Annotated in this window: 13 protein-coding genes and 3 tRNA genes (1 of these 16 only partly in view); 14 read left to right on the top strand and 2 right to left on the bottom strand. The window is 35.4% G+C overall.

The window, feature by feature from the left end:
- The 5 genes from K5Q07_RS04455 to K5Q07_RS04435 form a co-directional block, all read left to right on the top strand.
- A tRNA-Asp gene (locus K5Q07_RS04455) sits at positions 1-30 on the top strand (it extends 45 nt beyond the left edge of the window).
- 55 nt (positions 31-85) lie between these two features.
- Positions 86-158, top strand: a tRNA-Glu gene (locus K5Q07_RS04450).
- Positions 159-165: 7 nt separating this feature from the next.
- A tRNA-Ser gene (locus K5Q07_RS04445) sits at positions 166-253 on the top strand.
- Positions 254-364: 111 nt separating this feature from the next.
- Positions 365-775 (top strand): CopY/TcrY family copper transport repressor, encoded by a 411-nt coding sequence (locus tag K5Q07_RS04440; RefSeq protein ID WP_251067633.1) that lies wholly within the window; start codon positions 365-367, stop codon positions 773-775.
- Positions 776-1,057: 282 nt separating this feature from the next.
- The gene (locus tag K5Q07_RS04435; RefSeq protein ID WP_220729899.1) at positions 1,058-3,103 is read left to right on the top strand and encodes a heavy metal translocating P-type ATPase; all 2,046 of its coding nucleotides are present in this window, start codon (positions 1,058-1,060) and stop codon (positions 3,101-3,103) included.
- Between the two features lie 36 nt (positions 3,104-3,139).
- On the opposite strand, the gene K5Q07_RS04430 is transcribed toward K5Q07_RS04435, so the two are convergent.
- Positions 3,140-3,592 carry a hypothetical protein gene (locus K5Q07_RS04430; RefSeq protein WP_220729870.1) on the bottom strand — a complete coding sequence of 151 codons (453 nt, stop codon included), beginning with the start codon at positions 3,590-3,592 and terminating at the stop codon, positions 3,140-3,142.
- A gap of 92 nt (positions 3,593-3,684) precedes the next feature.
- On the opposite strand from K5Q07_RS04430, the gene K5Q07_RS04425 reads away from it, so the two are divergent.
- The 4 genes from K5Q07_RS04425 (at position 3,685) to pepF (ending at position 8,549) form a co-directional block, all read left to right on the top strand.
- The gene (locus tag K5Q07_RS04425) at positions 3,685-4,446 is read left to right on the top strand and encodes an MBL fold metallo-hydrolase (RefSeq protein WP_220729869.1); all 762 of its coding nucleotides are present in this window, start codon (positions 3,685-3,687) and stop codon (positions 4,444-4,446) included.
- Between the two features lie 66 nt (positions 4,447-4,512).
- Positions 4,513-5,565, top strand: a complete 1,053-nt coding sequence (locus K5Q07_RS04420) for an adaptor protein MecA (protein WP_220729868.1) — start codon at positions 4,513-4,515, stop codon at positions 5,563-5,565.
- A 63-nt stretch (positions 5,566-5,628) separates the two neighbouring features.
- Complete coding sequence (locus K5Q07_RS04415; protein ID WP_220729866.1) at positions 5,629-6,711, top strand: competence protein CoiA; 1,083 nt, start codon at positions 5,629-5,631, stop codon at positions 6,709-6,711.
- A gap of 38 nt (positions 6,712-6,749) precedes the next feature.
- Complete coding sequence (gene pepF, locus K5Q07_RS04410) at positions 6,750-8,549, top strand: oligoendopeptidase F (RefSeq protein ID WP_220729864.1); 1,800 nt, start codon at positions 6,750-6,752, stop codon at positions 8,547-8,549.
- Positions 8,550-8,586: 37 nt separating this feature from the next.
- Here pepF and K5Q07_RS04405 read toward each other — a convergent pair whose 3' ends face one another.
- The gene (locus K5Q07_RS04405) at positions 8,587-9,228 is read right to left on the bottom strand and encodes a DsbA family protein (protein WP_220729862.1); all 642 of its coding nucleotides are present in this window, start codon (positions 9,226-9,228) and stop codon (positions 8,587-8,589) included.
- A gap of 179 nt (positions 9,229-9,407) precedes the next feature.
- Here K5Q07_RS04405 and yjbM point away from each other — a divergent pair, with 179 nt between their 5' ends.
- The 5 genes from yjbM (at position 9,408) to K5Q07_RS04380 (ending at position 13,207) form a co-directional block, all read left to right on the top strand.
- Positions 9,408-10,040 (top strand): GTP diphosphokinase, encoded by a 633-nt coding sequence (gene yjbM / locus K5Q07_RS04400; protein WP_054606729.1) that lies wholly within the window; start codon positions 9,408-9,410, stop codon positions 10,038-10,040.
- 2 nt (positions 10,041-10,042) lie between these two features.
- Positions 10,043-10,852: an NAD kinase gene (locus K5Q07_RS04395; protein ID WP_054608274.1), complete on the top strand. Its 810-nt coding sequence runs from the start codon at positions 10,043-10,045 to the stop codon at positions 10,850-10,852.
- Positions 10,845-11,732, top strand: a complete 888-nt coding sequence (locus tag K5Q07_RS04390; RefSeq protein ID WP_220729860.1) for an RluA family pseudouridine synthase — start codon at positions 10,845-10,847, stop codon at positions 11,730-11,732. Before K5Q07_RS04395 ends, K5Q07_RS04390 begins: the two co-directional genes overlap by 8 nt.
- A 96-nt stretch (positions 11,733-11,828) precedes the next feature.
- Positions 11,829-12,680 carry a methyltransferase domain-containing protein gene (locus K5Q07_RS04385; protein ID WP_220729897.1) on the top strand — a complete coding sequence of 284 codons (852 nt, stop codon included), beginning with the start codon at positions 11,829-11,831 and terminating at the stop codon, positions 12,678-12,680.
- 14 nt (positions 12,681-12,694) lie between these two features.
- A complete protein-coding gene (locus tag K5Q07_RS04380) occupies positions 12,695-13,207 on the top strand; it encodes a tRNA (cytidine(34)-2'-O)-methyltransferase (protein ID WP_220729858.1) in 513 nt (170 codons plus the stop codon).
- The last annotated feature ends 14 nt before the right edge of the window (positions 13,208-13,221 follow it).

The raw sequence follows: 13,221 nt of genomic DNA, 5'->3' as shown, positions 1-13,221 counted from the left end.
AGGTCACGAGTTCGAGTCTCGTACGAACCGTAAATGAGATCGTCCTTGGTGGATAATCTTTTTTTATTGTCATAATATTTATTATGACCCGTTGGTCAAGTGGTTTAAGACACTGCCCTTTCACGGCAGTAACATGGGTTCGAATCCCGTACGGGTCATCATTATGGAGAATTACCCAAGTGGCTGAAGGGGGCGGTCTTGAAAACCGCTAGGTGGGTCAAACCACGCGAGAGTTCGAATCTCTCATTCTCCTTAACGTAGAAAACAAGGGATTGCATTAAGTTGCAGTCCTTTTTATTTGACTTCTTTCGTCTACAAATGTAGACTATAAAATGTTAAATAAATGAGTGAGGTGATACAGCGTTTGGAGAAGACTGATATTACAAATTCTGAATGGAAAGTAATGAGAATTGTTTGGACGCTAGGAGAGACAACTAGTAGTCAATTGATTGATATTTTATCTAATAAGATGGATTGGAGTTCATCTACGATTAAGACTTTACTATCTCGTTTATGTGATAAAGATTTTTTAGGCATAAAAAAAGATGGTAGAAAAAACATTTACTATTCAGCAATTAAGGAACAAGCTGCATATGACATGTCAGTTAAAAGAGTTTTTGAATCAATGTGTTGTATGCATTACGGAGAAGCAATTCATGACATCATCGAAAATATTGAATTAAGTAAAAGTGATATTGATTCAATTATTGATGTTTTAAAGAAAAAGAGAGATACAGCACCTGAAGAAGTTCATTGCAAGTGCTTAGAAGAATAATCTATTTTGGAGATGAGATAAATGTGTGGAAAGAAGCACAATATGAATGACGAAGAAAAACACAACACAGAAATGGAATGCTGCAATCACAATGATCATAGTAACCCAAATCATAAGTGCGATATGCATCATGATGACATGAAAATGGAGGGGCATTCCCATTCTGACTATGAAAATATGAGCCATAGCAGTCATGGTGGGGAACATGACCATTCGAATGGAAATATGCATCATATGAACCATGAAATGAGCCAAATGAATCATGGAGATATGCATCACGACATGGGTAACATGGATCATAGCCATATGGGTCACATGAATATGAGTGGAATGGACATGGGCCATGGTGGTATGAATCACGGAAGTATGGGACACATGCACATGGGGAATTTAAAACTAAAGTTCTGGATTTCTTTAATTTTAACGATTCCAATTATTATTATGTCGCCAATGATGGGTATGAAGATGCCTTTTCAAGTTACATTCCCAGGTTCTGATTTTGTTGTTTTAGTGTTAGGAACAATCCTATTTATTTACGGTGGATATCCATTCTTTACTTCATGCATTAGCGAAATGAAAAATAAGAAGCCAGGTATGATGTCGTTAATTACAATGGGAATTTCAGTTGCTTATGTTTACAGTGTTTACGCAGTTATTGCTAATGACATTTTGAAGGTAACACCAATGGTAAATGATTTCTTCTGGGAATTATCAACATTGATTGTCATCATGTTATTAGGTCACTGGATTGAAATGAATTCTGTAATGAATGCTGGATCAGCATTAAATAAGTTAGCCGAACTATTACCAGATAATGCTCACCTAGTTCAATCAGACGGACAAACTAAGGATGTATCAGTTCACGAATTATCAGAGGGTCAAACCATCTTAATTAAATCTGGTGAAAAAGTTCCAGCAGATGGAACTATTATCGATGGTAGTACTGCTCTAAACGAATCATTAATTACAGGTGAATCAAGAGATGTTCAAAAGGGTGTCGATGATTCAGTAATTGGTGGATCAATCAACGGAAGCGGAACTATTAAGGTTAAGATTACCGGGACAGGTGAAAGTGGATACTTATCAAAGGTTATGAACATGGTAAGTGAAGCTCAATCATCAAAATCAGAAGCAGAAGATTTAGCTAACAAGGTAGCTGGATATCTATTCTACGCTGCATTAATAGTTGCTGTAATCGCGTTTGTAGCTTGGAGTATTTTAGATGGTGTCACATACGCAATTCCTATTACTGTAACTGTATTAATCATTGCTTGTCCACACGCTTTAGGTTTAGCCATTCCATTAATTATCTCAAGAATGACATCAATCTCTGCCACTCACGGACTATTGATTAGAAACAAGAACGCATTGGAAGGTATCAAACAAATTAGATACGCTTTAATGGATAAAACTGGAACATTAACTCAAGGTGACTTCAAAGTTAATGCCTATGATAGTTTAGATTCAAACATCGACAAGAATAAAATTATTAAGATTGCTGCGGCAATTGAAGCTTCTTCAAGTCATCCACTTGCTCAAGGAATTGTTCAAGCATTTAAGGATTTAAACGAAGAACCACTTCAAGCGGAAAATGTTGAAGCAATTGCTGGTTCAGGAATTAAAGGAACAGTTGATGGTAAGGAATACCAAGTTGTTTCTAGTTCATATCTAGACAAGAATGGTATTGATTACGATCAAAATATCGCTGACAAGTATTTACAACAAGGTAACTCTTTGAGTTATGTTGTCGAAGATGGCAAGGTTGTTGGATACATCGCTGAAGGTGATTCAATCAAACCTGGTGCAAAGGACATGATTGATTTCTTAAACAGTCAAAATATTATTCCAGTTATGTTAACTGGTGATAACAAACAAGCTGCTGATAAAGTAGCAAGTATTCTAGGAATTAAGGAAGTTAACGCTCAATTAGTTCCAGAAGACAAACAAAAGCTAGTTACCAAGTATCAAGAAAAAGGTAAGGTCATGTTTATCGGTGATGGTGTTAACGATGCGCCTAGTCTTACAAAGTCAGATTTAGGTGTTGCCATCGGTTCAGGTACTGACGTTGCTATTGAATCCGCTGACGTTGTCTTGGTAAACAGCGATCCAGCTGATGTGATTAACTTGGTTAAGTTAGCAAAACACGCTCGTACCAAGATGATTCAAAACCTATGGTGGGGTGCTGGATATAACATCATTGCATTACCACTTGCCGCTGGAGCACTTTCATCAATTGGTATCATTATTGGACCAATGTTAGGTGCTGTTATCATGTCACTAAGTACAGTGATTGTTGCAATTAACGCGATGACATTAAAAATTAACTAAATAAAAAAGCACTTTGGAATTCAAAGTGCTTTTTTATTATGCTCGTTTGTAGTTTAACGACATTTCTGCTAGGTCTAAGAAATCATTTCTTTTCTTCCAATTGTTGAAGTCGAAGAAGTTGTGCCAAGTAGTCATTAAAACGGTTCTCTTACGGTTAACAGTTTCCTTTAGAATAACGAAGGAAATCATGTTATCTAGTTTTGAATCGTGATCCATCTTTTCAATACTTGCATCGAAGATTTTTTGTTCATCCTCCGAAAGATTGAAATATGAATAGTTTACGAATTCGAACTTTTCAGTAAAGTTGTGGTTTTTCAATACATCGAATGTAATGGGGTTCTTAAAAATATTATGATTACCGGCAAAATCGACGATTTGATATTGGTCGTCACCATTTTTAAATAAACTTAATTTTACATCGGGATGTTGTTTTCTGATTTTATTTAAAATTTGATTGCTTCCAAATGTCATGCTGATTTGATTTTCCATTTTTACGCCTCCAAGATGATAAAAAAGATTTTACAAATCACATATATATATTTACACTAAAGATAAATAAAAACAAGTAGAAGGTATGCAAAATGAAGGTTACTGTACTAGGATACTATGGTGGTTACCCAGACAATGGAATTGCCACTAGCGGATATTTAATTCAAACTGAAAAATTCAACCTATTATTGGATTGCGGAAGTGGGGTGCTATTGGAATTAGAAAAGTACCTAAACCCATATGAATTAGATGCAGTCTTATTATCTCATTACCATAGCGATCACATTGCTGACGTTGGTGTTTTACAACATTACTGGCAACTAGCACCTAATAAACCAAAGGAAAACCCTCTATCAATTTATGGCCACACTGAAGATGAAGAACACTTCAATGCTTTGAATTGGTTTGATGATACGGTTGCTAAACCATACCATGAAGATGATGTCTTAACTTTAGGTGACTTGGAAATTACATTTGAGAAAACGCAACATCCAGTTGTGACATTCGCAATTAAGATTAAACAAATTTCAACCAATCAAGTATTAGTTTACACGGGGGACACTAGATACTTTGATGGATTAACTCAATTCTGCGAAGATGCAGACTTATTGATGACAGACACTAATTTCTATGATGATAAGGAAGGCCAAAAATGGCATATGACATCAGATGAGACTGGTAAGTTGGCATTAGATGCGAAGGTCAAAAATGTTTTAATCAGTCATTTACCACAATACGGTAACTTAGATGATTTAAAGAAGCAGACTGAAAAAGCAACAAATAATTCGGTAAATGTGATCCTACCTAAGACAGGGATGGTAATTGATTTAAAAGACGTTAAATCATTGAACTAACCGTCATTAATAGGTTAAAATATAAGTATCAAATAACGAACGTGAGAAGAGGTGTCGACGATGAGAATGGAAAAAATTAATTCTGGAACAATTAAAGTAACAATCACTAATCAAGAATTAGATGAACGTGGAATTGATTTATTATCACTTTTAGGTGATGAAGATGGCATTGAATCTTTCTTATACTCAATCTTGGATGAAATCGATGTAGACGATGAATTCAAGAGTACTGGGGCAGTATCTTTCCAAGTATTACCAAACAGTACAGGGTTAGACATGTTTATTAAGAATAAGAATGTTTTTGATAACCAAAACCAAATCAATAATAATGATGATGAACAAGTAGAAGATGATAGCGTCGACGATGAAATCGAAGACGACGATAATGAGAATTATGATGGTCCAGGTTCTGAAATGTTCACCGATACCGGTGAAGATAGAACTGACGAACAAAGAGCACAGCTACCAAGTATGGGCCATTTTAAGGACTATACTGATACCAAGAGCCTATACTCATTGATTCGTGCTAAGGAAATGCTTGGTAAAATCCTTGATTTCAAGAGTGAAGATCATAAGTATGATGACAAAACTAAGGAATTCATTGATAATATTCAATTAAATCTTTCAACCATGATTGATGCACTTGAAAGAAGCGATGATTATGCCCATTACAAGTTAATGATGATTGCGACAATCAATCAAGCTAGAAGCGAACGCCAAGACTTGGATTCAACAAGTAAACGTTCAAATAGCAATCCATTTAAGGATATGGTTAAGAATGCTAAGCAACCTAGCTTAGGTCACTTTAACCCACAACTTGAAAAGTGGGAAATGATTCTAAAAGTTAGTGATTTTGATAATGTTATCAAACTAGCCGATGCTATTCATGGCACCGAAGATGTTGATTCAACACTATACAAGGTTGGTTCATTCTATGTGGTTCAATTGACCACCACTAGAACCGAAAACGAAGTCGATTTTAAGCACTTTACCAGTGCGGTAAGTGAAGCCGTTGAATACGGTAATCAAGTCAGCGCAGTGGATTTCAAGCATTACAATGATAAAAAGGTAATCATGGATCACTCAGCGATGACTCAAGTGAATAAATACTTTGGCTAAAAAGAGACCGGCAAATACGCCGGTCTTTTTTCGTATCTAATTTATTGGGTGATGAAAATGTTAATGGCATCTGATAAAGAAAAATTAGTTAGTGCAAGTGCTGCTAAAGACGGTAAAAAATATTATTGTCCAGTCTGTAAAGAAGAATTGATTTTAAAAAGAGGAAACATTAATTCTCCACACTTTGCACATTTTAGGAACAGTCAGTGTGTGGTAGCGATTGAAGATGGTGAAAGTAATGAACATCTAATGGGGAAAGAACAGCTGCTGAACTTTATCAATAAAAGAAATACACATGTGGAAAAGTATTTATCTGAAATTAATCAGCGTCCAGATTTGATGTATCGAAATATTGCGTTTGAGTTTCAGTGCAGTCCAATCTCGGTCAAACGATTGGAAGAACGAATAGAGAGCTATCGGAAATTACATATGAAGTCATTATGGATATTGGGGAGTAACTACAGGAAGAGGTTTGGTAGCAACAGTGTGAATAAGTTTTATTATTATTTTAAGTCAATCGGTTTTACCATCTTTTTCTGGTTGATTAACGAACGTAAAATCGAGGCCCGTTATAATTGCCAATATGTGTGTGGAAAACTAAGGTATCAAAGAATCACATTTACTAAGTTTATTGAGTTGATTAACTTTATCCACAATCCTGGAACGATTGTTAAGTACAACGGTAATATGCATGGCGTAATTAGTCAGTTAACTAATATTGAAAATCAGCTTTTTTATCGGAATCAACAGATGATAAAGTGGCAGAACGTTTGCTATAATCAGCACCATAATATATCCGGATCACCAATTCTTTGCGATATCAAACAGACTACTACTCCCATCATGGGAAATCATTTTTTGATATGGAAGATATTAATAGTATCTAGTATTAAGGAAAATGCAAAAATAAGGGATGTTTTTTCTTTCGCCAATCAAATGATTGGACTGCAATTGAATTATCCACTTGTGCATAACGCTGAGCAGTACGTAAAAGATGAATTCAAACTGTTGATAATGAGGTTGATAACTAAACGAAAGATTCAAATTAAGAACGGGCGGGTCCACATAGTCCAAGCGATTAGGTGGTTTGACGACTACTATCAAAAATTAAATGAGCTAAGTACGCAAAATAATACTATTTTTTGATAAGATGGAGATAGTATATTTCAAAAGGCGGTGTTTTTATGAGTGAAGTACAACAATTACCAAAAAGATCAGAAGTGCCAGAAAAGTTAACCTGGGACTTAACAACTATTTATAAGACAGATGACGACTTTGAAGCAGATTTTAAAGAATGCGCAAAAGAAGTTGAATCTGTTGAAAAACTAAAGACTGACCATTTCGATGCACAAACACTTTTAAATGATTTAAAAGCAATCGAAAAGTTAGAACGTAATGTTGAAAAATTATATGTATATTCATCATTAAAGAGTGATGCTGATACATCAAATGCTAAATACCAAAGCATGAATGCTAGGTGTGCAGATTTAGCATCAAAAGCATCATCAGCACTAGCATGGTTTGAACCAGCCGTGTTAAACATTAGTGAAGATGATTTAAAGAAAATGATGGTTGAAGAACCAAAGCTAGAAGATTACACCCACTACTTCGATGAGTTATTCAGTCAAAAGGACCATATCCTAGATGCTGAACATGAAAAAATTCTATCAAGTTTAGGTAATATCTTTGATACTCCTTCAAATGTCTATGGTGTTATGACCAATTCAGACTTGAAGTTCCCAGTCGTTTCCGACGAAGATGGTAATAAGGTAGAATTATCAAATGGGGTCTACAGTAAGTTACTCGAATCCACAGATAGAAGTGTTCGTAAGGAAGCATTCCAACAGTTATACACAGTTTATAACCAATTTAAAAATACATTAGCATCCACACTTTCTGGTGAAGTGAAGGTGCATAACTTTAGAGCTTCAATGCGTCATTTTAAGTCTGCCAAGGAAGCAGCATTGAGTAACAACCACATTGATGAAAAGGTATACCAACAACTAATCGATACTGTTAATAAGTATCTACCTTTACTACATCGTTACGTTAAGTTAAGAAAGAAATTACTTTCTTTAGATGAAATGCACATGTATGATTTATACACACCTTTATTCGGTAGTTCACCAATCTCATACAACTTTGATGAAGCCAAGGAAGAATCAATTAAGGCCTTATCAATTTTAGGTGATGATTACATCGATCATATCAAGGAAGAATTTAATAACCGTTGGATTGATGTAGTTGAAAACAAAGGTAAGAGAAGTGGGGCATACTCATCGGGAGTATACGATACTAATCCATATATTTTATTAAACTGGCAAGATAACCTAGACAACTTGTTTACACTGGTTCACGAATCAGGTCACAGCATGCACAGTTATTACACAACCCACAACCAACCATTCCAATATGGTGATTATTCAATCTTCTTAGCCGAAATTGCATCAACAACTAACGAAAACATCTTAACTGATTATCTTTTGAAGAATACCGATGATGTTGAAGTTAAGAAGTACGTATTAAACCACTTCCTAGATGGTTTCAAAGGGACTATTTTCAGACAAACCCAATTTGCTGAATTTGAAGACTTTGCTCACCAACAAGAACAAGCAGGAAATCCTTTAACTGCTGAGATGCTTAGCGATTTCTACTACAAGTTAAACCAACGTTACTACGGTGATGGAGTGGTTTCAGATCCAGAAATCGCATATGAATGGGCAAGGATTCCTCATTTTTACATGAATTACTATGTATATCAATATGCGACCGGTTTTGCAGCAGCTATTGATTTATCTGATGGCATTTGTGCCAACGACCAAGAAGCAATTGATAAATACATCGACTACCTAAAGTCCGGTGGTTCCGATTATCCATTAAATGTAATGAAGAAAGCAGGTATCGATATGACTAATGCCGATTACTTGGAAAACGCATTTAAGGTCTTTGAGGAAAGACTAAATGAATTAGAATCATTGATTTAATAATAAAAAAGCTTCCAACGAAAAGTTGGAAGCTTTTTTATTTTACAACACGTAGATGTTTCATTTTAGTTTCTTTTAGACTGCTTTCACTTAACGCATCCTTTAGGTATTCTGGAGTTAAGTTCTTATCACAGCAAGCATTAAACAATGTTGAGTATTCAATGTCATTGGTTAGGATACCATCTTCGTTACCTTCGCAATTAAAGATAACAGCAGATGCTGGTTTTTCAATCTTCATATTTTGAACCAAGTCTTGGTCTTTTTTGATTGATTTCTTAGCAAGTTTTGAACGACGATCTTCTTTAAACATTTCAACATCTAGACCGCATTTCTTAGCAATCGCAATTGCCATTTCATCTGAGTAAATGTAACCTTCAGTCAATAGTTTATCCTGAATCGCTGTTAAAAACTTACGACCTTTTTTCATACCTTGGAATAAGGCAGCCTTATAATCTAAGACAACGTTTCTGTATAAGGCAGAAAGTTCTTCAGAAGATAATCGTTTCTTAAGCTGATTGTTTGAGTTGCAGAAGTCGGTTTGGACAACCTTTAGATTGTAAATCGGAATGAACTGCAATTTAAATTTTGAATCAACGTCTTCAGAAATTTGTAAGACGGTATTTTCTGAATTCCTGCATGCTTTACACAATGGATCTATAAACAGAAATAGTTCAAACACTTTTATCCCTCCATTAAGATTTTTGTTTCGTTCTATGAATTCCATTAAATAGAATACCAAATACACCGGTAAATACAACCATTTCGCTCATAAACGATCAAAAATTGTTTGCTTTTTTACTTTTTGCATAGTGTGGTAAAATAATGTAGTAAATTAGGTTTAACAAGGAGGTTAGCCTAGTGATAAAAAACTGGAGTGACTTTTTATTTCCTTACGAACAAGCCGTAGGGGAACTAAAAGTCAAATTAAGAGGAATTCGTAAAGAATTCATTCAATCGGATAAAAGAAGTCCGATTGAGTTTGTTACTGGTCGAGTCAAACCAATCGACAGCATTAAAGAAAAAATGAAACGCCGCTACGTATCGGAAGATCGTTTATCTCAAGATATGGAAGATATTGCGGGACTTAGAATAATGTGTCCATTCGTTGATGATATTTATGTCGTTGTCGACATTCTTAGAAGAAGAAGTGATATCAATATCTTAGAAGAACGTGACTATGTTAACCGTGAAAAGGCTAGTGGATATCGTTCATACCATATTGTTTTTGAGTATCCAATCGAATTAGTCGGTGGAGAAAAGAAAATTTTAGCCGAAATTCAGGTAAGAACCCTTGCCATGAATTTCTGGGCAACAGTAGAACATTCCCTAAATTACAAATACAATGGTGAATTCCCAGAAGAATTGAAGAAACGTCTTCAACAATCTGCAGAAACAGCATTTCAGTTGGATGAAGGGATGTCCGAAATTAGAGATGAGTTAATTGAAACTCAAGAAGATGGGACCAAAAATGAACATAATAGGGATGAATAGTTATGAAGGTTGCAATTTATAGTAACGACGGATTTACATCCAAAGAGGTTGCTACACAATTAAAAGAAAAAATTGATGCGTCTGAAAAACTTGAATACGATGGATTAAATCCGCAAATTGTGATTTCCGTTGGGGGCGACGGAACACTTTTGTCAGCTTTTCATCATTATCGAGATGCAATTAGCAAGATTCGTTTTGTCGGAATCCATACTGGACACCTTGGTTTTTATACCGACTGGCGAGACTATGAAGTAAAGGAATTAGTCGACAGTTTGGAAGATGATAATGGTCAAAGCGTTAGCTATCCATTGCTATCAATCAAGGTTCAATACACTGATGGTGGACCAGACGATAGTTTCGTGGCGTTGAATGAATCAACATTAAAACGCATTAATGGAACCATGGTGACTGACATTTACATTAAAGGTGAGTTCTTTGAAAAGTTTAGAGGGGATGGACTTTGTGTTTCCACACCAACTGGATCTACCGCTTATAACAAGTCGGTTGGAGGCGCCATCATTAACCCACAACTAAACGCCATCCAGGTTTCTGAAATGGCTTCAATCAACAACCGTGTGTTTAGAACATTAGGTTCACCCGTAATCGTGCCACCTGATGAAACAATCACAATTGTCCCTGATTCACCAAAGCATAATATTTTAACTTGTGACCAGTTATTGATTTCAGATCGCCCAATTAAATCAATTTCATATTCCATTTGTAACGATCGAATTTACTTTGCACAATATCGTCACACTCATTTCTGGAAACGAGTAAGCAATTCATTTATCGGAGTCCACGAAGATGACTAGTTTTACCTGGAGTAACCAACAGGATAGTCCGATTCGGTTGAGAACATTCTTACGTCAAAATGGTATTTCGCGCACACTATTGAAACAGATTAAATTCGAGGGAGGCAAAATTGTTGTCAACGGCACTGAAGAAAAGGTCAATTATATGCTGGAACAAGACGACAAAGTAACCATTACTTTACCGCCAGAACCAGCCAACGATATTATTGCGGTATCAAATCTGCCAATTAATATCTTGTATGAAGATGATCACTTCTTGGTTGTTGATAAACCCGCTCATGTGGCATGTCTACCATCTCATTTGTACAAAAATGATACGATTGCTAATCGAGTGAAGGGTTACTTTATAAGGCAAGACTATGACAATCAAAAGATTCATATCGTGAATCGATTAGATATGGACACGAGTGGGATTATCATTTTCGCCAAGCATCACTTTGCGCATTCGGTATTGGATAAGCAAATGCAACATCATCAAATTGAAAAGATGTATGTTGCAATTGTGGAAAATCTGTTGAATGACAAGCATATAGAAATTAACCTACCGATTGAGCGACAACCGGGTTCGTTTATTAAAAGATGCGTGTTAGATGGCGGTAAGCCTTCCAAGACGGAGGCGTGGGTTGTAAAAAGCACATCTAGACATTCATTGGTTAAGATTAAGCTACATTCTGGTCGGACCCATCAAATTAGGGTTCATTTTGAAGCAATTGGCCATCCGTTAATTGGGGATTGGCTTTACAATCCAGACAATCATGAATTAGATCGTCAGGCACTGCATTGTTATAAAATGAAATTTTATAATCCGTTTACACAACAAGATGTTATCTGTGAATCAAAGATTCCAACAGATATGTCATCGATTATTCAAAGCTTCTAATATTTAGATGTTAGGGGCTTTTTTTAGTTCCTGTCCAATGAGGTCTTTACTAGTATGATATACTTATATATTGAATTGGATAAGGATGATTTAGACATGAAAAAAATCGAAATTGCAAAGCAATTTTTAAAACAAAATATCGATTTATTTAGATGCCCGGTGTGCAAAGAATCATTTAGCGACCAAGTTGATAATTCAATCGTTTGTCCTAACAACCACTCATTAGATATTTCTAAAAAGGGAAGTATTCAATTTATTAACCATAAGGTCAATACAGAATATGATGGTGATATGTTAGAATCGAGACGAAGAATTATGCAGGCCGGCTTCTTTGATGGCATCTTGCAAAAGATTAATGAATTAATCGATACGGGACATAAAAATATCGTAGACATTGGTAGTGGTGAAGGAACGCCACTAAAACGTTTGGAAGATTTACGAGGAAATGTTGATAGTGCGATTGGCTTTGATATTTCTAAACCAGGAGTAAACTTATCAACCAGTGAATTAAGCTCTCAAATGTTTTTCTGTGTTGCTGATTTGGCAAACCTTCCTTTTAATGATCAAAGCATTGATATTATTATGGATTTATTTTCACCATCAGCTTACAAGGAATTCAATCGAATCGTTGCACCAAATGGGCATTTGATTAAGATTGTGCCGAACTCACATTATCTATTTGAATTAAGACAAAAGCTTTATGGCAATAATAGTGAAAATAGTAGCTATGATAACCAAAAGGTTGTCGATTTATTTATGGAGCATTATCCAAATGCGAATAAATATGATGTGAAATATACAGTTGAGTTACCAAAAGAGTTAACTCACGATTTAATGATTATGACACCACTTCATTGGGGTCATAACGCGAAAGATTTAACACAAGCAGAAGTTGAATCACTAACATCAATCACGGTTGATGTATCAATATTAGATAATCAGTTTTAAAGCGAGGAAAAATTATGACTAACCATATTGTTTTATTTGAACCACTAATGCCAGCTAATACTGGTAACATTGCTAGAACTTGTGCCGGTACCGACACCGTTTTAGATTTAATCAAACCACTAGGATTCTCAGTAGACGATAAGCACTTAAAAAGAGCTGGATTAGATTACTGGGACAAGGTTGATATTAACTATCACGAAAGCTTACCAGCATTCATGAACACATTAGGCGAAAAGGACAAACTTTACCTAGTATCTAAGTTTGCTAACCACGACTACACAGATCGTGATTACACTGATGATGATTACAACTACTACTTCATGTTTGGTAAGGAAACAACTGGTTTACCAGAAATGTTCATGCGTGATAACGAAGAAAAAGCAATTAGAATTCCACAAGATGATACACACATTCGTGCATTGAATTTATCAAATACTTGTGCCATCGTGATTTACGAAGCATTGAGACAACAATCATTTCAAAATCTTGAAAGAACACACAAGTACGAATATGACAAACTAAAATAAAAGATAAGGGGTAA

This window comes from Apilactobacillus zhangqiuensis, from assembly GCF_019656215.1.
Classification (GTDB): Bacteria; Bacillota; Bacilli; order Lactobacillales; family Lactobacillaceae; genus Apilactobacillus; species Apilactobacillus zhangqiuensis.
Note: the sequence above shows the minus strand (reverse complement) of the source record. Positions and strands in the feature narration are given on the sequence as shown.